The organism is Peribacillus sp. NPDC097675 (assembly GCF_050277655.1).
In the GTDB taxonomy this organism is placed as follows: Bacteria; Bacillota; Bacilli; order Bacillales; family DSM-1321; genus Peribacillus.
The window spans coordinates 266654-289573 of record NZ_JBNNSK010000004.1; the positions used below are offsets into that span (position 1 = coordinate 266654).

Genomic DNA, 22920 nt, shown 5'->3' on the forward strand with positions numbered 1-22920 from the left:
AAGTACATCGATATTAATCATACTAATGATCAAACTGAAAGCAGCTGTAGAAGATGATTTTAAATTTAGACATTTATTTATAGGTTTTATATGTTCACATGGAGTCTATTATTTAGAGGAACTTATAAGGAATTAATTCATGCACTAAGGCATTATTGAATCTTTTCCCACATCAAACTTACTTGTCCATCGGATGCTGCAAAAAGTAATCCCGAATCATCTCTTGCATCTGTTCTTTATTCTCTGCGAATTGCCGGTGCCTGTGTCCATTGCCCCCGGAAGGATGCGGGAAACCCAAAAGCAGGTTGCCGGAATCGAGGTACTTCTCTTTTGCCAAGTAGGTTAATACCTTGGAGACGTTGACGCCCAGTGGAATGATGAGCGGCTGATCCATGTTGCTGATTTCGGTCGCAAACCCTTCCATGATATGTTTCCGTAGGAGCTCTGTCTTTAAGATGTCCGGCGTCGTCCCGCTGTAGTTTTTCCCCTGATAAAACACCGGGTAGTTCAGGACGGATCCTGTATGGACCAAGGAATTGGCCTCATCGAAAAGCTCGATTGTGGAGGACAGACCTAAGTATTCGTGTAAACCTAACTCGTCCAGCATCTTAACCAGGTTCTTGCGCATCGGTCCTTCAAAGCTGGAGCGTTTCTTCACTTCATGCAGGATGTCTTCCTCACTATTTAGTTGATCCTTTGTTTCAATGACGGTCGAAAAGGACTTTTTCATTTGGTGTAATCCGGGGGTGATCCCCACGATCACGACTTTGGCGCGTTCATTCACATATTCAAAAGGAGCATAATAGATTTCGAGTTTTTTCTTCTCATCCCGATCAAGGAGAAACTCCTCGTTTCTGATCATGTCCACTGTATAGGAGGATGGTAAAGCATACAGTAGATCTCTGTATTGCTTGAATTTAGAAAAGCGTACGATACTCATGTATGTTGATCCCTTCTTCTTATAGTTAGCTGCCTCTAGGTGAGTGATTTAACGTAGAATAAGTGTTTCATGAATAGGCGGATCTATCAATGAATCATACCAAATTCATCGCAACTGAATTCGACGGTGAAGGCTTTCTTTGTCGCTATCCGATTAAGCGTATACACCCCTTCAATAAGAAGGCTATATGTGCGGCCATTATCTATAAGTTTGGCCTCCGAGAAGGTTTGCTTCCATTCTCCACTAGACGAACTGGCTATGTGTGAGGTAATCTGGTCTACCTTTGAAAACACTTGACCTTTGCGATATCCACTGAATTGCGTATCAAATTCACCCGAAACCTCGACTGAAAAGACCTTATCGCTAACATAAAGATACGCTGTTTTCTTCATTTCTCCATTCGAACCCCTAACGACTTCAGACTTAGATGAGGATAGATTGCCTAATGCCTCACGTTCACTTGCCAAGAAGGAATCGATATGTTCCTGAATTCTCTGTTCATATTCCTCCGGCTCAGCCCAATCTTCCGGTTCGAACTCCTCAATCGAAGGTACGCCTAGATTAATCCCTATTTTTGTCTCGTTCGCCTGATTCACCATTTCCTCATACTGCTTGTGGTACGCTTCCTTTTGTTCCTGCGTTAATGGCAGAGGGCTTTTCGTTTCGACCACAGCGTTAGTAGGCACAGGCCTATGTTCATTAGTTTGTTCATTGGCTAACACTTTAGCCGCTTCATCGCTCTTTGTTTGAGCATTCGTTTCCTCCTTTGCACTACACCCTGCTAACATAACGGTTCCAAGTAAAACGCCTATGTATAAAGCCTGTTTCATATTCCCGCACCCCATATCTTTATCATTAATAGATACTCCAATTGTAAACTTTAGTCAAAATAATTAGAATAGTTAATTTCATACAATGAAAATTGTCTCTTGCCTGCTGGTTATCAGATAGGCAGGATTTAAAGGATAGGACAAAGAACTTAATCAGTACACTGAGTTTTTAAAGGAGGAATCGTGGATGGATGAGAGATATCCCATCGGCTATTTTGAACTGGAGGGGGAGATGACTCCTAGTCTTATTGAGAGTTGGATCCAGGAGATTGAAGCGTTACCTAAGTCATTGCGGGAAGCTGTTCAGGACTTGGATGAAGAACAGCTTGATACGGCTTACCGTGTCGAAGGTTGGACGGTCCGACAAGTGGTGCATCACCTCGCGGATAGCCATATGAATGCCTATATCCGCTTTAAGTTGGCACTTACGGAACTGCAACCCGTAATCAAGCCGTATGAAGAAGCGAAATGGGCCGAGCTTTCGGATTACACATTACCGATTGAGATTTCATTATCGCTGCTAGAGGCATTGCATCAACGATGGACCACACTTTTACATAACCTAAGTCCTTCTGAGATGAAAAAGACATTTATTCACCCAGATTCGGGCGAAGTTTCAGTCGGTGAAAATATAGGCATCTACGCTTGGCATGGTCGACACCACCTCGCTCATATTACTTCTTTATCTAATTGTAAGAACTGGTAAAGGGCCATAACCTTTTAGCAAGAAACGGCTGGAGGTCATTGACATGATCAAAAGGATACGAGTGATTATTGGATTAATAAGTTGCCTTGTTATATGTATTTGGGGAGGCTATCGTTTGATAACTGGCTATCCCCAATCTAGTTCTTTATTTATTCCTCTACTATTTATAGTTGGTGGCTTTATCGGATTTATTAGTAACATGATAGAATTAAAAAAAATGAATGTTTCCTGACTAACAGATGCATTCCTTGTTTAAAGCGCATTAGTGGGAAGTAAAAAAACGCCAAGTGGCGTTTTTTTGTAAAATAGATTTCACCTGTTTCTTCCTATTAAAAATGGACTATTATTTTTTGTTTGAAATATCAAGCCACACAGCAAATATCAAAATCAACCCTTTAACGATATATTGCCAAAACGTCTCGATATTCATCATGCTCATTCCATTATCAATGCTGGCCATGATAAGTGCACCAATGATTGCACCCACGATTTTTCCTTTTCCACCCATTAAACTGGTTCCACCGATGACACAGGCGGCAATTACATCTAATTCAAGCATGTTACCTGCACTCACGGTTGCCGCATTCAACCTGCTTGTTAAAAGCACGCCAGCCAAACCGACAAGTGCCCCCATTAAGATAAAGACATACAGGACATTACGTTTAATGTTAATCCCTGAAAGTGCTGCTGCCTCAACGTTCCCACCAATCGCATATACGTATCGTCCAAAAGACGTTTTCAGAGATACGAAAAGAAATAGTCCGGCAAACGAAACAGCAATTAACATGGCAATCGGGATTCCTAAATAACGATTTAGCATATATGTAATGAATAGCGTGAAAAAGGAATAGACGGTCATTTTTCCATAATCCACTAGAGTAGAAGGGACCGATAATCCCATACTTTGGCGTTTTGCTCTCGTTCGTGCTGTTATCACAAAGAGAAGGACAACGCTGACAGCAGCAATTATATACCCCCAAGTATATGGTATGTAGTTGTTACCAATGTGTTTAAAGCTATCATTCAATGGGGCAACTGTCTGTCCTTTACTAATGCCAATTAGAATTCCGCGGAATATCAACATACCGCCCAATGTGACAATAAACGCCGGTACATGACGATAAGCAACCCACCAGCCTTGCCACAAGCCTGCAATGGCGCCAACTACAATGGCAGCTAGGACGACAACGCCTGTACTCATTCCAAACCAAACTTGGAGAATGGCTGCGATTCCACCCGTTAAACCAACTAGAGATCCAATGGATAAATCAATATGTCCGGAGACAATAACAAGCGTCATCCCAATTGCAAGGACGGCAACAACAGACATCTGCGTAAACAAATTGGATAAATTACGAGAAGATAAAAATTCGCCATTGGTAAAAAAACCAAAAATGAGGGCGATTAAAATGAGTGCAATGATTAAGGTATACGCTTGAAAATCCAATTTAAAGCTTAATTTTTTGCTTTGCCTTGGCTCTAAATTGCTATTAGTGGGCAATGGACTGTTCACTAAACTTCCCTCCCGTGGCACATGCCATGATTTTTTCCTGTGTCGCTTCTTTTCTTGTGAATTCACCACTGATTCTTCCTTCTGTCATGACTAATACTCGGTCAGACATCCCAAGAATCTCTGGTAATTCAGATGATATAAGGACAATTCCTACTCCTTGATCTGCGAGTTCATTAATGATTTTATAGATTTCATATTTGGCGCCTACGTCAATTCCTCTTGTGGGTTCATCTAAAATAAGGATTTTGGGATTATTCAATATCCATTTACTAAGGACAACCTTTTGCTGATTCCCACCGCTCAACTGACCGACCTTGGTTTCAAGGTTAGGGGCCTTTAATTTCATCTTTCTTGTCATTTCATCCGCACGCTTCACTTCAAGAGCATTATCAATGATATTGAATTTCATGACTTTGTTTAATGCAACAAGTGTCGTGTTCTTTGCGATATCCATACCTAGGATAAGACCGTACCTTTTTCGATCTTCTGAAACATAAGCTAAGCCTTCTTTAATGGCATCGGCCGGCTTTAGAATAGTGACTTCTTTTCCATCAATCTTCACTTTTCCTTGCTTCTTCTCATTAGTTCCTCCAAAAAGGCCAGTGAATAGCTCGCTTCTTCCGGCACCCATCAATCCAGAAAAGCCAAGAATTTCTCCTTTTTTCAATCGGAATGACACATCTTTTATGACTGCTTTCCCAGTATGCGCTTCGAAAGAAGAATAGTTCTCCACTTCCAAGACCGGTTCTCCTATTTCTCGAGTTTCGTAGGGGAAAAGCTCCGTTAGTTCCCTTCCGACCATTTTGGTTACTATTTTATCCTCTGACATATCAACAATGGAATCGGTACTGATTGTTTTGCCATCACGCAAGATGGTTACGGTATCAGCTAGTTTCATGACTTCTCCAAGTTTATGAGAGATATAAATACACGTGACACCCTGCGATTTCAGATCCTTTAATAACCCTATTAATATCTCAACATCACTTTCTGTTAAAGCAGCAGTCGGTTCATCTAGAATTAAAATATCCGTTTTATTGGTAAGGGCCTTCGCAATTTCGATTAATTGCTGTTTTCCTACCGTTAACTCCCCAACCTTTGTGTGCGGATCAATAGACAATCCGATGTGGGAAAGCCACTTCTGCGCTTGTGCATCTATCTTGTTCCAATTAATCACTTTTTGTCTCATCAGGTCATGACTAAGAAATAGATTCTCAGCAACAGTCATTTCATTTACAAGAGCCAGTTCTTGGTGAATGATTGATACGCCGCTCTCTCTCGACTCCTTTATTGATTTAAAGGATACATCTTCTCCATTAATCACAATCTGACCACTATACGTACCTGCTGGGTATACACCACTTAAAATTTTCATTAACGTTGATTTCCCAGCTCCGTTTTCCCCACACAACGCATGAATTTCACCCTTACGTACGGAAAAAGTCACGTTATCTAACGCCTTTACACCTGGAAATACTTTAGTAATGCCTTCCATCTGAAGCGCGAAAGTACCCATGTCGATAACCTCCTTAGTAAGAATAGGGGGAGACTCTGCTCCCCCACATTCCTTGTTAGGCTTTCACTATTACGGTTTTTTTGGACGTTCGCTCTCAGGAACATTTTTATAAACATCTTCATATGAATGGAATTTGTCTTTCACAACAGTATCCATGATATTCTCTTGATCTACCATAATTGGGTCAAGCTTAATGAACGGTACATCCATTTTCCCATTGTTAATGGATCCTTCCGCTTTAACCTTCTCACCATTTGCAAGTTTAACCGCTACTTCTGCACTCGTTGTTGCAATCGTTTTAATCGGCTTATAAACGGTCATGGATTGCGTACCTTCTGCAATACGCTGGACCCCAGTGATATCTGCATCTTGCCCCGAGATCACTACTTTACCATCCAAGTTTTGTCCTGATAATGCCTGAATGGCCCCACCAGCCGTGTTGTCGTTTGAAGCAACAACCGCATCAATTTTATTCTTATTAGCTGTAAGTGCATTCTCCATGATTTTCAGTGCTTCGTTTGCATCCCAGTTCTTTGCCCATTGATCTCCTACGATTTCAATGTCGCCTTTGTCCACAAGGGGTTGGATAATGTTCATCTGTCCCTCTCTAAACATCTTTGCATTATTATCTGTTGGTGAACCGCCCATTAGGAAATACTTCCCTTTAGGCATTTTTTTCACTAAGTATTCTGCCTGCATTTCTCCAACGCGGATATTATCGAATGAAACATAGGCATCGATTTCCGAGTTATTGATTAAACGGTCGTAGGCTAATACAGGAATATCTTCCGCTTTAGCTTGATCCACAACAGGTGTTAGGGAATCAGAATTGATTGGAATGATAACAAGTGCATCGATTTCCTGTGAAAGCATATTCTGAATCTGGGACAATTGTTTCGCTTCATCACCATCTGCTGATTGAACGACTACTTCTGCACCTAATTCTTCGGCCTTCTTAACAAATAAATCTCTATCATGTTGCCATCTTTCTAGAGATAAGTCAGAAACAGAAAGACCAATTTTGATTGTCTTATCCTTCTTCTCCTCCTTGGTACCGCTTACATTTTTGCCTGTATCCTGCCCACAGGCTGCCAGGATAAATACTAATACAGATACCATTAAAGCACTTAGTAACCCCTTACGTATGCCCATTTAATTAGCCTCCCTTTTTCATTTAAATTTAACAACTATTCCAAATATTTCAATTGATTATAGCATGGCGAAATAAGTTTGTCTATCGGATGAACAAACTTTTTCTGTTATCGTCCCCTCTGTCTGAATAGCTTTTTTTCAATGGCCCGATGATAACGCTCCAAGCTGAGAAGAAGAATGATGAACAGCTGCATTGCTTCACCTAATGCTTAATAGATTAGTATTTGTCTAAAAAATAAAAACAAGTCACGACAAAGATAATCGTTACAATGAGTGCGGTTCTCCGGATTTCCTCACTAAACACATGCTAAAAATACTATTTCACAATAAAAAAAAGCCGACTGATCATAGAATCAATCAATCAATCGGCTTTTTGAGCTATTTATCACACACACTACTTTAAAGCATTTTAATAATCAGCTATTTCCTTACACTACTTTCTCGCCACTTCATTAAGGAAAGCGTATCGCGTTTAAATCAACATTTACAGCACTGGACGCTGATATGCTTACAGCTGCTGTGAACGCAATCCTAATTTCATAGGTTGTAGTTCCAGTAACTGCAGCCGTACTCACATTGGTGGATGCTACCGGGAATCTTGATGTATCTGCAATATTTAAACTCCTTTGAATAGAACGTGTGTCAATTAACGTTCCATTACGGTACAAGCGAGTTTGAACGGTCAAATTGGCGTTTGCCAACGTCGTCACATCAATGGATACGGCATAGTCCACTTTGACGTTCTGTCCAATGGTAGTTGGTACATTCAACGTAGCCACTGATACTTCGCCAGTTACTGGGATAGTAATTGGACCAGCTACCTCTGTAAAAAATAATTGTGGTCCTACTCCGGTGGCTCCGGTAACTCCTGTCGCTCCGGTTACACCTGTTGCTCCTGTTACACCCGTGGCTCCTGTTAAGCCCGTGGCTCCTGTTAGACCCGTTGCTCCTGTTAATCCTGTTGCTCCCGTTTGGCCGGTCGCTCCTGTTACACCTGTTGCACCAGTGAGGCCGGTTGCTCCTGTAATTCCAGTCGCTCCGGTTACACCTGTTGCTCCCGTTAGACCTGTCGTTCCTGTTAGGCCCGTTGCTCCCGTTAGACCTGTTACTCCTGTTACTCCTGTTACACCTGTTGCTCCCGTTAGACCTGTGGCTCCTGTTAGACCCGTTGCTCCTGTTAGGCCGGTCGCTCCCGTTACACCTGTTGCTCCCGTTAGACCTGTTACTCCTGTTGCCCCTGTTAGACCTGTGGCTCCCGTTAGACCTGTGGCTCCTGTTAGACCCGTGGCTCCCGTTAAGCCCGTGGCTCCCGTTAGACCGGTTGCTCCCGTTAGACCGGTTGCTCCCGTTAGACCTGTCGCTCCCGTTAGACCGGTTGCTCCCGTTAGACCTGTCGCTCCGGTTAGACCCGTTGCCCCGGTAATTCCGGTTGCTCCCGTTAAGCCAGTGACTCCTGTTAAACCTGTCGCTCCGGTGATTCCGGTTGCTCCCGTTAAGCCGGTGACTCCTGTTAAACCTGTCGCTCCGGTGAGGCCGGTTGCTCCGGTTACACCTGTTGCACCAGTGAGACCTGTCGCTCCCGTTAGGCCGGTGGCTCCTGTTAAACCTGTCGACCCTGTTAACCCTATCGCACCAGTGAGGCCGGTTGCTCCCGTTAAGCCCGTGGCTCCTGTTAAACCAGTCGCTCCTGTTAAACCTGTTGCTCCAGTGAGACCCGTGGCTCCGGTGAGGCCGGTCGCTCCCGTTAAACCTGTTGCTCCAGTGAGACCGGTCGCTCCTGTTAGGCCGGTTGATCCTGTAATTCCGGTCTCTCCGGTTACACCTGTTGCTCCAGTGAGACCCGTGGCTCCGGTGAGGCCGGTTGCTCCCGTTAAACCTGTTGCTCCAGTGAGACCGGTCGCTCCTGTTAGGCCGGTTGATCCTGTAATTCCGGTCGCTCCTGTTACACCTGTTGCACCAGTGAGACCGGTCGCTCCTGTTAGACCTGTTGCACCTGTTAGGCCAGTGGCTCCCGTTAAACCTGTTGCTCCCGTGAGGCCTGTGGCTCCGGTTAGGCCTGTCGCTCCTGTTACACCTGTTGCTCCCGTTAGGCCTGTTGCCCCTGTTAAACCCGTGGCTCCCGTTAAGCCTGTTGCTCCGGTAATTCCGGTCGCTCCTGTTAGACCCGTTGCTCCTGTTACACCTGTCGATCCTGTTACACCTGTCGATCCTGTTACACCTGTCGCTCCTGTCAGGCCGGTTGACCCTGTTAAACCTGTCGCTCCTGTTACACCTGTTGCACCAGTGAGGCCGGTCGCTCCCGTTACACCTGTTACTCCTGTTGCCCCTGTTAGACCTGTCGATCCCGTTAGACCTGTTGCTCCAGTTAATCCTGTCGCACCTGTCAGGCCCGTTGCACCAGTGAGACCCGTGGCTCCCGTTAGACCTGTTGCTCCCGTTAGACCTGTTGCTCCGGTTAGACCCGTTGCCCCGGTAAGACCTGTTGCTCCGGTTAGACCGGTTGCTCCTGTAATTCCAGTCGCTCCGGTTACACCTGTTGCACCAGTGAGACCCGTGGCTCCGGTGAGGCCGGTTGCTCCCGTTAAACCTGTGGCTCCCGTTAAACCTGTCGCTCCCGTGAGACCTGTCGCTCCAGTGAGACCCGTTACTCCGGTGAGGCCGGTTGCTCCTGTTAAGCCCGTTGCTCCCGTTAATCCTGTTGCTCCCGTGAGGCCGGTTGCTCCGGTAATTCCGGTCTCTCCTGTTAGACCTGTTGCTCCTGTTAGACCTGTTGCACCAGTGAGGCCGGTCGCTCCTGTTAAGCCCGTTGCTCCCGTTAGACCGGTTACTCCTGTTAAGCCCGTTGCTCCCGTTAGACCCGTTGCTCCTGTTAATCCTGTTGACCCTGTTACACCTGTTGCTCCCGTGAGGCCGGTTACTCCCGTAATTCCTGTCGCTCCTGTTAAGCCTGTTGCTCCTGTTAAACCTGTTGCTCCCGTTAGGCCGGTCGCTCCTGTAATTCCTGTAGCTCCTGTCAGGCCTGTCGCTCCTGTTAGACCCGTTGCTCCTGTTAAACCTGTTGCTCCCGTTAAGCCCGTTGCTCCACTTGACACAAGTATTGTGTAATCTGCAGATTGACCCGGAATTCCTGTAGGGCTTGCTATATTTGCTCGATAAAGACTACCTTCATATACTACAACCTGACCTGCTAGATAACCTGGCGCTTCTGCTGGATCAAATGTTACTGCATCATCTAGACCTGCTCCGGTTGCTCCCGTTACTCCTCTTTCTCCCGTATCACCTGTTGCCCCTGTTGGCCCAACATCTCCTGTCGCACCCGTTACACCAGTTGGTCCTGTTTCTCCACTCACTACAACTAATTCATAATCCGCGGATTGTCCTGGAATTCCTGTGGGGCCCGCTACATTTGCTCGATAAAGATTTCCCTCAAAACTAACTAGCTCACCTGCTGGATAACTCGGCGCTTCTGCTGCATTAAAAGTTTCTGCATCCTGTATACCAACACCCGTTACTCCTGTGGGGCCAGTAATTCCTGTTGGTCCCGTTTCACCAGTTGCACCCGTGATTCCTGTAGCTCCTGCTTCTCCAGTTGGACCCGTGATTCCTGTTGGTCCTGTTTCTCCAGTCGGACCTGTTACACCCGTCGCTCCACTTGATACAAGCAAGGTATAATCTGCCGATTGCCCTGGGATTCCCGTAGGGCCCGCTACATTTGCTCGATAGAGACTTCCTTCATATAATAAAATTTGGCCTGCCGGATAACTCGGCGCTTCTGCCGGATCAAATGCTACTGCATCACCCAACCCTGATCCCGTTGCTCCTGTGATCCCTGTAGCTCCTGCTTCTCCAGTCGGACCTGTTACACCCGTCGCTCCACTTGATACAAGCAATGTATAATCTGCCGATTGTCCTGGGATTCCCGTAGGGCCCGCTACATTTGCTCGATAAAGACTTCCTTCATATAGTAAAATCTGGCCTGCTGGATAACTCGGCGCTTCTGCTGGATCAAATGCTACTGCATCACCCAACCCTGATCCAGTTGCTCCTGTGATCCCTGTAGCTCCTGCTTCTCCAGTTGGACCTGTTACACCCGTCGCTCCACTTGATACAAGCAATGTATAATCTGCCGATTGTCCTGGGATTCCAGTTGGACCCGCTACACTCGCTTGATAAAGGCTTCCTTCATACAACACAATCTGACCTGCTGGATAACTCGGTGCTTCCGCTGGATTAAATGTTACTGCATCATCTAGACCTGCTCCGGTTGCTCCTGTCTCTCCAGTTGCACCAGTGATTCCTGTAGCTCCCGCTTCTCCCGTCGGACCTGTTACACCCGTCGCTCCACTTGACACAAGCAAAGTATAATCTGCTGATTGTCCTGGGATTCCCGTAGGGCCTGCCACATTCGCTCGATAAAGGCTTCCTTCATATAATAAGATTTGGCCTGCCGGATAATTCGGTGCTTCTGCCGGATCAAATGTTACTGCATCACCCAAGCCTGACCCAGTAGCCCCTGTCTCTCCAGTAGGACCTGTTACACCCGTTGCTCCACTGGACACAAGCAAGGTATAGTCTGCTGATTGTCCTGGGATTCCCGTCGGACCCGCTACATTTGCTCGGTAAAGGCTTCCTTCATATAGTAAAATCTGCCCTGCTGGATAATTCGGTGCTTCTGCCGGATCAAATGTTACTGCATCACCCAATCCTGATCCCGTTGCTCCGGTAATTCCTGTAGCTCCTGCTTCTCCCGTTGGACCAGTGATTCCTGTAACTCCTGTTTCTCCGGTTGGACCAGTTGCTCCACTTGATAGAAGCAAAGTATAATCTGCCGATTGTCCTGGAATTCCAGTTGGCCCCGCTACACTCGCTTGATAGAGACTTCCTTCATACAGCACAATCTGGCCTGCCGGATAATTCGGTGCTTCTGCCGGATCAAAAGATACAACATCATCCAATCCTACTCCCGTCGCACCGGTGGTACCTTTTTCTCCGGTTGCCCCTATATCTCCTGTAGCTCCGGTTACACCCGTCGCTCCACTTGACACAAGCAAGGTATAGTCTGCTGATTGTCCTGGGATTCCTGTAGGACCCGCTACATTTGCTCGATAAAGGCTTCCTTCATATAATAAGATTTGGCCTGCTGGATAATTCGGTGCTTCTGCCGGATCAAATGTTACTGCATCACCCAAGCCTGATCCCGTTGCACCAGTAGAGCCCGTTATTCCAGTGGCTCCTATCTCTCCAGTTGCTCCTGTGATTCCTGGGGCTCCCGCTTCTCCAGTCGGACCTGTTACACCCGTTGCTCCACTTGATACAAGCAAGGTATAATCTGCCGATTGCCCTGGGATTCCCGTCGGACCTGCCACATTTGCTCGATAAAGGCTTCCTTCATATAATAAGATTTGGCCTGCCGGATAATTCGGTGCTTCTGCCTGATCAAATGTTATTGCATCACCCAAGCCTGATCCCGTTGCACCGGTAGAGCCTGTTATTCCAGGGGCTCCCACTTCTCCTGTTGCTCCTGTGATCCCTGGAGCTCCCGCTTCTCCAGTTGGACCTGTTACACCCGTCGCTCCACTTGATACAAGCAAGGTATAATCTGCTGATTGTCCTGGGATTCCTGTAGGACCCCCTACATTCGCTCGATAAAGACTTCCTTCATATAGTAAGATTTGGCCTGCCGGATAATTCGGAGCTTCTGCTGGATCAAATATTACTGCATCACCCAAGCCTGATCCGGTAGCCCCTGTCTCTCCAGTAGGACCTGTTACACCCGTTGCTCCACTGGACACAAGCAAGGTATAGTCTGCTGATTGTCCTGGGATTCCCGTCGGACCTGCCACATTTGCTCGATAAAGGCTTCCTTCATATAATAAGATTTGGCCTGCTGGATAACCCGGAGCTTCTGCCGGATCGAAAGTTACTGCATCACCCAAGCCTGATCCCGTTGCACCAGTAGAGCCCGTTATTCCAGTGGCTCCTATCTCTCCAGTTGCACCAGTGATCCCTGTAGCTCCAGCTTCTCCAGTTGGACCGGTTACACCCGTCGCTCCACTTGATACAAGCAAAGTATAATCTGCCGATTGGCCTGGGATTCCCGTCGGACCTGCCACATTTGCTCGATAAAGGCTTCCTTCATATAATAAGATTTGGCCTGCTGGATAACCCGGAGCTTCTGCCGGATCGAAAGTTACTGCATCACCCAATCCTGATCCCGTTGCACCAGTAGATCCTGTTATTCCAGTTGCTCCTGTGATCCCTGGGGCTCCCGCTTCTCCAGTCGGTCCTGTTACACCCGTCGCTCCACTTGATACAAGCAAGGTATAATCTGCCGATTGTCCTGGAATTCCAGTTGGACCCGATACATTCGCTCGATAAAGACTTCCTTCATATAGTAAGATTTGGCCTGCCGGATAATTCGGAGCTTCTGCTGGATCAAATGTTACTGCATCACCCAATCCCGATCCGGTAGCCCCTGTCTCTCCAGTTGCACCAGTGATTCCTGTAGCTCCCGCTTCTCCAGTCGGTCCTGTTACACCCGTCGCTCCACTTGACACAAGTAAGGTATAATCTGCTGATTGTCCTGGGATTCCTGTCGGGCTCGCTACATTCGCTCGATAGAGACTTCCTTCAAATAATAAGATCTGACCTGCTGGGTAACCCGGGGCTTCTGCCGGATTAAATGTTACTGCATCACCCAAGCCTGATCCCGTTGCACCCGTAGGGCCCGTTATTCCAGGGGCTCCTACTTCACCAGTCGGTCCTGTTGGTCCTGTTGGTCCCGTTGACCCAGCAGATACAAGTAATGTATAATCACTCACCTGGAATCCCCCTCGGATTTGCTACATTCGCTATATAAATACTTCCCTCATACAAGACTATTTGGCCTGCCTGATAACCTGGTGCTGCAGCCGGATTGAAAGTTACTGCATCCTCTAAGCCTACACCCGTCGCTCCTGTTATTCCTGTTGCACCCGTTTCACCAGTAGCTCCCGTTATTCCGGTGGGTCCTGTTTCTCCTGTTGGGCCCGTTAACCCGGTCGCTCCTGTTTGCCCAGTCGCCCCCGTTATTCCTGTTGCTCCTACTTCACCAGTCGGTCCAGTTACACCCGTTGACCCGCCTGATACAAGTAATGTATAATCTGCCGATTGACCTGGGACTCCTGTTGGGCCCGCGACATTTGCTCGATAAAAGCTTCCTTCATACAGCACAATTTGACCTGCCGGATAACCCGGTGCCTCTGCTGGATTAAAAGCTATTGCATCTTCCAAGCCTGCTCCCGTTGCTCCTGTTGGTCCTGTTGGTCCTGTTGGTCCTGTTGGTCCAATAATCCCGGTGACTCCTGTAATACCCGTGAATCCGGTTGGACTTATCGGTTCACTTCCTCTTGGTATGCTAATATCCACTATTACTTCTTGCTTTACACTTTGACCACTGGTTTTATGTTTATGGTTAGATTCACATTGACATTTTTTATGTCCACAATGCTTACACTTTTTATGTTTTCTATCTTTATGCAATTCATTTCCTCCTTTAATCACCTGTCTGTATACTATGAGTCTGGCGAATTAAAGGAGTAGACAATTATCTTATAAAATGTGCCCTTCTAACGGAAATGCCCCCTGTTTGTACAAAAATCTAAAACTCACCTGTGAATTTGCCTCTTCACATAAACGAAATGGTATCTTAATTAACTTCTGCTCTGGGATTATTTTAGAGAGATTCACATTGTACACCACCCCCATGCTAAAATAGGGATAAACTATATTGCTTTTACACCGGTAATTTTTATCATTGAAATGGGGTTGAGAGGAATTAAACAGCTGCGGCAAATTATAAAACGTAATAGAACGCCATTAGAAATCATTCTAGATATCCTTTCGCTCTTATTTCTGATTGCTAGTCTCCTATACATCATTACGGAATGGTCATCTTTACCAAGTCGAATTCCCTTTCAATTTAATTTCGGGGAAGTGAAAATTTGGGGCTCGAAAGGAAGCGTCATTGCTCTTCCGCTTTTTGGGGTAGTCATTTGGATTGGATTAAGTATTCTTGAAAAATTCCCGCAGCACATTAACTTCCCTTTTTTTGTTCAAGAAAACAAGGAAATGGAGCATAGAAATAACCGGATTTTGTTAAATATGACCAAGAATGTAGTGGTCATCTTTTTTACTTATACAAATTGGACGAGCATTCAATTAGCTTTAATCTAGTTTTATCTAGAAATCAAAGAAAAAAGGCGGAGAAGTCCGTAGCAACAACAGTTAAAGGAATATATAACGAATAATTGCCTACGCGGTAATTATTCTTTTTTTATCCATTAGAAGATATATCGGTCAGTTTGACGTTTTTATCGGTCTATTTCAAGGATATATCGGTCAATTCCGGACTAATATCAGTCTAATCGAACATACCCTTCCAAACTATCATCATCCAGGTAACATGGTATACCGTGACTGCCGCATAAATGACCAAACAAAACACGGCTCCCCCGTTCACCATTTTGCGATGCTCTACCCTCGGATAGATCCATAATAAAAGCAAAGGAAGGAAAAGCTTGCATCCATAGAAAGAGAACCGGCTCCAGTGATACACCTCTTTCATGAGGGGATTCAATTCTCTTATATATCCTGCCTGGATACCCAAATCGGTTACAACAGCATCGAACAGACATAGCCCCAAAATCCATACAAGTAGCTTCTTCATTTTTGATTCGGAAATTCTTGCATCTCTCACTTGATCTCCTCCTTCCTCTATCTTTACAAAAAGACAATCGGCACATACCTTTTCAAAGATGAATGACAATAAAGAGCATGTAATCTTCATAACGAATCACAAGTTCATTATAACGAACAATAAACTTTTAAAAAATCTTGCAATGCCCCCCTTAAGAAGCATTGCATACATAGCACCCGGTCACTTTCACCTATCTAAATCTTCCGGTTAATTAGTAAAACCACAGATGTATCCACAATTCGAACGAAAATCGGTGAGTGCTTTTTATTTTGGCTATGTTAAAGGGAAGGGTTGATTTTTCGTGAAAATTACACTTAAACTAACCGGGCAGCATAGTTTTGGAAGCGTAGTGTATTCGAAATGTACAGTACAACCTTATGCTATGATTAACTAAAAAAGGAGAATTATTTTGGCCGACTAATTATCTCTGTATATTAAAGAGGCAGCATAGTTAAATATGATTACCAAAGGATTGAGTGAGAATGAGTTTAGCTTCCTACATTGGATGCAATATAGAATTATCAATTAACGATGATGAATATTCAGATGATTTTTTTTACATTGGAAGTTGTTTTGCAGGAGAAAGGGAACTCCAAAATGTAAAGAAATATCAGTTGACTACCCCTTATGTTTACGAGGTATCAAGTCACTGGGGAATTGAGATTTCGGAATATATGAATCTAGAAACCTGTGCTGAATCAAAAGTAAAGTTGTTAGAACTTTGTAAAAGAATGGACAGCTATCTTGAAAAAGGAGATTATTTTGAACTGTTTAGTTGTTGGATTGGAGAAGAAACCGATAAGCGAGATGGTGAGAAAACTCTTCAAATCAATAACTTTGATATTGACCAGATTGAAATACTAGAAAAAACGTTAGTGAGATTTAAAAAGTAAAGGCTTCTTCAAGTGAAAAACGGACATCAAAGTAAAATGATGTTGGAAATAAATTTCCAACTCATTGTTACCTTTAACATAACCTTTATTTTTTACCTTCCTTCTCCATAAGCTCTTTATCTATTTCTTCAACATTTTCTTCTCTGCCATCTTCTTTTACCGCTTTCACTTTAACGGTTTGTACATCGCTAATGGCATACCAAAACCTTTTTCCTTCCTCTACTTCGATGATTTCAGCTGGTTCATCCCCCACCAACACATCTGTAATGGAATCATCCGTAAGCGTACCTGAATATATGTATGGTTCTTCGTTCATGGAAGACCATTGCACAGCACTATCCCACTCAGCTCCCCTTGTTTGCTTCCACTCCCACTTCCCATTTTCTTTTTCAAAATAAGCAAGGAAGATTTGATCACCATTTGGATTGTGCTCGGTGAAGATGGCTATGCTATCTTGATGTTGGTTCAATGTATGGACTTTCTTATATACGAGGGAGTAGGAATAATCAAACTCCTTTCCATACTCTTCCTTCGTTTTCTCCATCTCCGTATCGAAATACTCTTCGAATGTCGGTTCTTTCGATTTCGAACATCCGAATAGAAAGAGTAAGCAGAGGATGGTCACTGCTATCATTCTATTTTTCAAATAAATCCCTCCATCGTTCCAGTTATGTATTATCACCCTAATTTTACCATTTATAGCAGACTATGAATTGTTTTTTTGTTACGCCACTTACTAATGAATTCTCATCCATGATCCGATATATAAAGTAAACAGGGGGAATTCGATGAAAATTTCTTTGGGAACGGAATCTGTTCCGTTATATAAGCAACCTGAGCAGTACCATGTAAAGGCATCGGTATCAGAAAGTTCATTTGCCAAAAAGGATACAGTCACGATTAGCGGCAGTTCACTCCAATTATTCGGACAAATGCAACAAAAACAAACCTCCATGATTGAAGGTCTCATGAAACAGCGCGAAGGCATTCAAGAAATGAAAAGCAACTTAACCGAACGAACATTGGAAAAGGGAGAAGACATATCTTCCATTGAAGAACAACTCAAACAATACGAGCTCCAATTAACGGATATCGACCAACAAATAGCCGAAATGGAAATGGAAGAGCGCCAAAAGGCACTAGGGAAAGAAGAAAAACCTGAAGATGAGGACTTGTCTGGAACTGACATACAGGCTTCTTTAACAAAATCTTCACAAGCCATGGATCGCATCGAAAAGGTGTACCAAGTGAAGAGCTCCATGGAACGTGAACATAGAAGCATAGCAAGTGCAATGAAAATGGACGCATCACGGGGCGTGTTCAGCGAAGCGAAGGCTGACCGCTTAAATGAACTGGAAAATCGAATGGAAGATGTCGAACAAAACATGATGAAAGATATAAATGCGATTCATGAACCATCTGAAGTTGAGGAAGAAAATAAGTTAGCCGATCAACAAGAAGACGCTAGGCACGTATAAATAAATGAGCTTGGCTGTCCTTCTCCAAGCTCATTCTCATTTCTCTGTTTTTTAGTAGATAAATAGGACCCGCTATCAAAAAACAAAGTCCGAAAGAAGCTCCATTACATACAAGTGATAAACACCGAATATCAATCGACTTTTCTACTCACCACTCCCCATAGATGTTCTCCCGTTTGGCTCCCAATAGGCTAGGAAAAAGCGTCAACCCTGCCACAATCGGTATGATTCTAAAACCATCCCTAGAAAGCAGCCAAAATGGGTTGGGTAAGTGTTCTATGTTTGGGGAAAAGGTATAAACGCTTGGAACATATAATGAAAGAATTAGACAGGGTATGGTCACGCATAAAAAAAGGGGCTTATGAATCTTGAGCGTCCATCCCTTCATGAAAAGCAATGACAGGTAGACACCAAACACAAGTGGTGCAAGGGTATCGAACCAAAATAGTGGGTCGATTATAAACGATTCGTCGACTTTCTTTTGAATGCTCAATCCAAGGGTGAAGCTACTATTGATTAGAACGAATAATCCCGCTAACCAAAGTAATCTCCAGACATACGATGACCAATGAGAACGCATATGCAATAACCTCCCGTTAAATGTGGATTCCTTTTCTCTCACCATAATTTTCTAGGTTCATAATTTCATTTCCCTAGAAATTCGAACGATTCATTTCCATTCATTAGCCAAAAGTCCATAAATAACGTGATCCACATAATGGTCATATAGCCACTCTGCTTGTCTAATCCGTCCTTCCTCCTTAAAACCAAACCTTTCAGGGAGCGCCCTACTTTTTCTATTTTCAACGGCGACTCTCACTTCAATCCGATTTAGCTTAAGGTCGATAAATCCGTAATCCATTAAGGTTTTGAATGCTTTAGACATGATACCTTTACCTTGAAATTCTTCGCCTAACCAATAACCCACAACACCAATTTTATTAGCCTTGTTTATTGTATTAAAACCGATTGTACCCGCAATTCTCCCATTATAAATAATGGCAAACGATTGTGGATATCCCCCATTATCAATTAGTTCTCTACATCTTGATTGAATATTTTGTGCAGTATCTTCCACACTCTTTGTATAATCGAGCCAACCAAGCCACTCTCTTAAATAGGATTTTGACTTAATCGTCAGATCGTAGAACTCACCTGCGTCATCTTTAGTAAACATTCTCAAAGATACTTCCTCATCTATCTTATGCACTAACATAATCCCCACACCCTTTCATCTAAATTTTACCATGATTTGTTTATCAGGTAATTCCTTATTGAAGTTCAATTGCAGCGTTAGTTGCTTATTGCTATTCAGGCTACTACTTACTATCCCAATCAGTCCAAGTTGCAAAGGCTTCCAAATCGAAAGAAATCCGAAGTGGTCATTTGCCTCTTCTCTTAAAATACTGACTCCTGTGAGGGTTAGTTGTTGCCCGATTGCATGTGCGGCGTCAAGTCGATGAACGGCCGGCCAACGATTGGTTCCCTCTGTAGCAGGATAGAGTTCTGGTGTAATTCGATTGGGTAAATGGTATTTTTCCTAATAGGATTCTTGAAAAAAATATAGTAAAAGGAGATAATATATAAATCAGTGTGTAGAGATATTGGCCATGATTATTGGCCAAAAATATATGTCTCACGATACGTCTGCCATCTGAAATATTTTTAATATGGAGATGGTTTCAATATGCACGAAGAAACAAGATTACCACGGAATGGAAAAGAATTTATATTGTTCTTGGCGATTATATCCATTCTTTCAGTCAACATCATCGGACCCCTTATTATGGGTTTCGAATTCGGTTTCAATAAAGATGTGTATTTTGATACCTTACAAGTCATTCCATTCGTATGGGTTTGTGTCGTTATATTGGTAACCTTCGTTGCCAATCCACTCGTTACTAAACTCGTACCAAAGTTTGTTAAACCAACGGACAGCTTTAATGCCAGAGTGTTATTCACGATATTATTCAGCGTAACCATCCTGTCCATTCTACTGACAATCATGGGATCTTGGATTGGCATGGGTGAAATTAGTTGGGAACCGTTTCAAAGGTTCTTTTATAGCTGGCCACGTAACTTTTTCATCGCATTTTGGGTTGAAACGTTAATCGCACAGCCTATTGCTAGATTGGCCATGAAAAAATTACATGCAAGCCAAGTACGAAAAACAGTAAAAGCATAGGAACGTCCATAAAGCCGATTGGTTGTAAAACCGATTGGCTTTTTATTGCGGCTGTGTCCGCATAATTTGTTAAAATTAAATTAGACAGCATTTCTGCTGTCCATTTAACATCTACCTAATTTTAACTATATCAGTATGTGTTTTATCGTTAAGCTCCCAAACTACGGATACTGATGTGCCTTTTGGTGGCTTATGTCCTAAGTAAAAATTATCGGAAAAGGGCTGCAAATCAGTAACTTTGCCATCTTCCGACCTGCCTTCTTCAAAACCATCGATACGTGTATCGATTGTATCATTTTCTTCAACTATAATGGATTTTACAGTTACGTTGTCGTTATTTCTTTGATATAAATGACCTTCCCAGCCATATGGTTCACTGGCATCTGAATTTTTTTTATACGTTACCTTCCACATCCCATTTTCTGAAGTTCCTGATATTACCGTATTAGATAAATACCAATAAACGCAGATGACAATAAGAGCTAACGGTATTATAACTTTCAAATATCTGTTTCTAGGCATATTTATCCTCTCAATATTTATTCATTTTAAATCCCGTCTACATTTTACTATAAATTAGAAAAAGAAGGGTTATTATACAAATATTTTTATTGTGTTGTACATGTATTCTTTGCCATCACCATTTCTTTACTTCCTGAATCGATGAAGCAATGAACCTTTTTTAAAGCAAAAAAAACTCGCTAAGTCTTCAAGCGAGTTTCCTAGTAATGAAAGGTAGCCTTTAAAATGAAACACGATGCGGGTGTATAACAAAGGAAGAAATTTGTATAGATATTAAATTCTATTCATTCCTTAAGCTCTTTACGTATATCAGAAGCAATTTTCTTTAAAGCTTTTTTAGATCCTCTTTCAAGATCATGCTGTAATTTCCGCTCTTCATAACTGACAAATAATGAATCTAGATCATAGCCCTCGGGATATAGATCGCTTGCTTTTAATTTAAGTTCTATTCTGTTCGCGTGAATCTCTATAAAGGTATCTTCGAAAAGCACAATGATATTATTGAAAGCATCTCTTTTCTTATAAACAATAGCATCCCCGTTCAGCTCGGTTACCTTTACTTTGTCTCCCACTTCAAATTCATACACGTCTTCTTTCGTTGTCGATATGATTTTCGTTTTTTTGATTTTATGTGCTTCGACTCGATCCATATCATAGTCTTTATTGTCGATATAACGCCTTGCCTTTAGCAAAACCTTTTCACTCACATTCATTTTTCTAGCAATGTAAAGGGCGTTGCTATCCCCCGATTCACCAATCAACAGTTTATACATGGGCTCTAATGTTTCATTATTGAACTGCATCGCCGCATTTATGAAATCACTATGTCTTTCCGAATGACGTTTGATTTCTCCATAATGAGTGGTCGCAACAGTCAGGCAGCCCATTTTATAAAACTCCTCAAGTATCGCAATGGCTAACGCCGCTCCTTCATTCGGTTCAGTCCCACTTCCTATTTCATCGAATAGAAGTAAAGTATTATTGGATGATGCACTCATAATTTCAGAGATATTTTTCATATGTGATGAAAAAGTACTGAGCGCATTTTCCATACTTTGATTATCACCTATATCTACAAATACGTGATCAAAGACTGCGAGTTCTGTTCCTTCTTCTCCTGCAATGTGAAACCCCGACATAATGGCCAATGTGAGTATACCGATTGTTTTCAGGACCACCGTTTTACCGCCAGCATTAGGACCCGTGATAATGAGGCTGCGATAATCCTTACCCAACTCGAAATCTAATGGAACACTATTTTGAGGCAAAAGAGGATGCCTGCAACCCTTTAACCGGATATAACCATGATTATTGATTTTTGGTTCAATAGCATCCATGCTTTTGCTGAACTTGGCTTTTGCGAAAATCATGTCGTATTGACTGATGAGTTCTATATTTACCTTGATCGGTTTTAGTTGCTCATAAATCGTGCCGGATAGGGTCGCTAATAGTTGATACACTTCCATGGATTCTTCAGTTTTTAAACTGGCTAATTCTACATTTAATTTAGTCACAGCGGCTGGTTCCATGAATACTGTGGCCCCTTTAGATGATACTTCCACGATTGTCCCATCCACTTGATTTTTATAAGATGCTTTAATGGGAATCGTAAAGCGATCATCCTTTTTGCTAATGAAAAACTCTTGAATGAACTCTTTATTGGCTCCACTTTTTAAAAATTTATTCAAACGCTCCTCTATTTTACTCTCGGTTTTACCGATTTGATTTCGAATACGCTTCAAATCCTTACTCGCTTCGGAAACGACCATATTTCCCTTTATAACGAACTGAATCTCTTCTTCGATGCTCCTGAATTCAGTCATGGAAAGCGCATAGGTATGCAGAGTGGGTGCAAAGAACTCTTTGTCTTCCATGAATTTTTTAATATTCCTGCAACCTCTTAAGAAATCAGCTATGGCAACCAATTCAGCTGGTTCTAAAATCATTCCTTTTTCTAGCTTTTCAATAAGATTGCCTACATTAGATATCCCTTTTAAAGGAATATGATTTTCAGCATTCAATAAGTTCCTGGCTTCTGTTGTCTCGTTTAAACGAATTTTAACAACATTCAACAGGGAACTTGGCTGAAGTTGATCCAACAGCGCTTTACCTAAACCACTGACACAATGGTCTTTAACTCTTTCTTTCAGTTCGAAATATTGTAATTTTTCGTATGTCATACTATTCATTATGATCCTCCTTGAATGAGTGAAATCTCATCCTCGATTCCAAAAAAAATGCCCGCAAATGATCTCCTACCTATACAAATGAACATCTGTTCATTTGAGTAGAAAGCTCCTGCGGGCATCGGTCTTATAAAATAATAAGGACCTTAATCGATAACAAAATAGGCAGATCAATACAACAAAAAAGCATGGCAGGACAAATCCCCCATGCTTTTCGCCGTAACATCATCATGTTACACGATTATGGAAAAGGAAGCAGTCT

The 22920-nt window shown here is 43.0% G+C and carries 19 protein-coding genes; 6 read left to right on the forward strand and 13 right to left on the reverse strand.

What is annotated here, in order from left to right; translation table 11 throughout:
* Positions 1-178 precede the first annotated feature (178 nt).
* Entirely contained in the window at positions 179-940 is a 762-nt protein-coding gene (locus tag ACQKL5_RS08675; RefSeq protein ID WP_427607997.1) for a uracil-DNA glycosylase family protein, read from the reverse strand.
* 86 nt (positions 941-1026) lie between these two features.
* Positions 1027-1770, reverse strand: coding sequence for a hypothetical protein (locus ACQKL5_RS08680; protein ID WP_427607999.1), 744 nt, complete (start codon positions 1768-1770; stop codon positions 1027-1029).
* Between the two features lie 187 nt (positions 1771-1957).
* On the opposite strand from ACQKL5_RS08680, the gene ACQKL5_RS08685 reads away from it, so the two are divergent.
* Positions 1958-2476 (forward strand): YfiT family bacillithiol transferase, encoded by a 519-nt coding sequence (locus ACQKL5_RS08685; protein WP_427608001.1) that lies wholly within the window; start codon positions 1958-1960, stop codon positions 2474-2476.
* Between the two features lie 43 nt (positions 2477-2519).
* On the forward strand, positions 2520-2708 hold the full coding sequence (locus ACQKL5_RS08690) for a hypothetical protein (protein ID WP_427608003.1): 189 nt from the start codon (positions 2520-2522) through the stop codon (positions 2706-2708).
* Between the two features lie 111 nt (positions 2709-2819).
* On the opposite strand, the gene ACQKL5_RS08695 is transcribed toward ACQKL5_RS08690, so the two are convergent.
* The 5 genes from ACQKL5_RS08695 to ACQKL5_RS08715 form a co-directional block, all read right to left on the reverse strand.
* Positions 2820-3989: a sugar ABC transporter permease gene (locus ACQKL5_RS08695; protein ID WP_427608005.1), complete on the reverse strand. Its 1170-nt coding sequence runs from the start codon at positions 3987-3989 to the stop codon at positions 2820-2822.
* A complete protein-coding gene (locus ACQKL5_RS08700; RefSeq protein WP_427608007.1) occupies positions 3967-5505 on the reverse strand; it encodes a xylose ABC transporter ATP-binding protein in 1539 nt (512 codons plus the stop codon). Before ACQKL5_RS08700 ends, ACQKL5_RS08695 begins: the two co-directional genes overlap by 23 nt.
* Before the next feature lie 69 nt (positions 5506-5574).
* Positions 5575-6657, reverse strand: a complete 1083-nt coding sequence (gene xylF / locus ACQKL5_RS08705; RefSeq protein ID WP_427608009.1) for a D-xylose ABC transporter substrate-binding protein — start codon at positions 6655-6657, stop codon at positions 5575-5577.
* A 452-nt stretch (positions 6658-7109) separates the two neighbouring features.
* A complete protein-coding gene (locus tag ACQKL5_RS08710) occupies positions 7110-13478 on the reverse strand; it encodes a hypothetical protein (protein ID WP_427608011.1) in 6369 nt (2122 codons plus the stop codon).
* Positions 13471-14178 (reverse strand): hypothetical protein, encoded by a 708-nt coding sequence (locus tag ACQKL5_RS08715; RefSeq protein WP_427608013.1) that lies wholly within the window; start codon positions 14176-14178, stop codon positions 13471-13473. The genes ACQKL5_RS08710 and ACQKL5_RS08715 overlap by 8 nt, the downstream gene beginning before the upstream one ends.
* A gap of 285 nt (positions 14179-14463) precedes the next feature.
* On the opposite strand from ACQKL5_RS08715, the gene ACQKL5_RS08720 reads away from it, so the two are divergent.
* Positions 14464-14871 carry a DUF1648 domain-containing protein gene (locus ACQKL5_RS08720; RefSeq protein WP_427608015.1) on the forward strand — a complete coding sequence of 136 codons (408 nt, stop codon included), beginning with the start codon at positions 14464-14466 and terminating at the stop codon, positions 14869-14871.
* Between the two features lie 187 nt (positions 14872-15058).
* On the opposite strand, the gene ACQKL5_RS08725 is transcribed toward ACQKL5_RS08720, so the two are convergent.
* Positions 15059-15394 (reverse strand): DUF5658 family protein, encoded by a 336-nt coding sequence (locus tag ACQKL5_RS08725; protein ID WP_427608017.1) that lies wholly within the window; start codon positions 15392-15394, stop codon positions 15059-15061.
* A 482-nt stretch (positions 15395-15876) separates the two neighbouring features.
* Here ACQKL5_RS08725 and ACQKL5_RS08730 point away from each other — a divergent pair, with 482 nt between their 5' ends.
* Positions 15877-16287, forward strand: coding sequence for a hypothetical protein (locus ACQKL5_RS08730; protein ID WP_427608019.1), 411 nt, complete (start codon positions 15877-15879; stop codon positions 16285-16287).
* 85 nt (positions 16288-16372) lie between these two features.
* Here the strand turns inward: ACQKL5_RS08730 and ACQKL5_RS08735 are convergent, their stop codons facing one another.
* Positions 16373-16933, reverse strand: coding sequence for a hypothetical protein (locus ACQKL5_RS08735; protein WP_427608020.1), 561 nt, complete (start codon positions 16931-16933; stop codon positions 16373-16375).
* A 142-nt stretch (positions 16934-17075) separates the two neighbouring features.
* Here ACQKL5_RS08735 and ACQKL5_RS08740 point away from each other — a divergent pair, with 142 nt between their 5' ends.
* Positions 17076-17765: a hypothetical protein gene (locus ACQKL5_RS08740; RefSeq protein WP_427608022.1), complete on the forward strand. Its 690-nt coding sequence runs from the start codon at positions 17076-17078 to the stop codon at positions 17763-17765.
* A gap of 148 nt (positions 17766-17913) precedes the next feature.
* On the opposite strand, the gene ACQKL5_RS08745 is transcribed toward ACQKL5_RS08740, so the two are convergent.
* Positions 17914-18345: a hypothetical protein gene (locus ACQKL5_RS08745; protein WP_427608024.1), complete on the reverse strand. Its 432-nt coding sequence runs from the start codon at positions 18343-18345 to the stop codon at positions 17914-17916.
* A gap of 90 nt (positions 18346-18435) precedes the next feature.
* Positions 18436-18981 (reverse strand): GNAT family N-acetyltransferase, encoded by a 546-nt coding sequence (locus tag ACQKL5_RS08750; RefSeq protein WP_427608026.1) that lies wholly within the window; start codon positions 18979-18981, stop codon positions 18436-18438.
* Between the two features lie 471 nt (positions 18982-19452).
* Here ACQKL5_RS08750 and ACQKL5_RS08755 point away from each other — a divergent pair, with 471 nt between their 5' ends.
* Positions 19453-19950, forward strand: coding sequence for a hypothetical protein (locus ACQKL5_RS08755; protein WP_427608028.1), 498 nt, complete (start codon positions 19453-19455; stop codon positions 19948-19950).
* 111 nt (positions 19951-20061) lie between these two features.
* On the opposite strand, the gene ACQKL5_RS08760 is transcribed toward ACQKL5_RS08755, so the two are convergent.
* Together ACQKL5_RS08760 and ACQKL5_RS08765 are read right to left on the reverse strand one after the other, a co-directional pair.
* Complete coding sequence (locus ACQKL5_RS08760; protein WP_427608030.1) at positions 20062-20472, reverse strand: hypothetical protein; 411 nt, start codon at positions 20470-20472, stop codon at positions 20062-20064.
* A 284-nt stretch (positions 20473-20756) separates the two neighbouring features.
* Positions 20757-22661, reverse strand: a complete 1905-nt coding sequence (locus tag ACQKL5_RS08765) for an endonuclease MutS2 (RefSeq protein WP_427608032.1) — start codon at positions 22659-22661, stop codon at positions 20757-20759.
* Positions 22662-22920 lie beyond the last annotated feature (259 nt).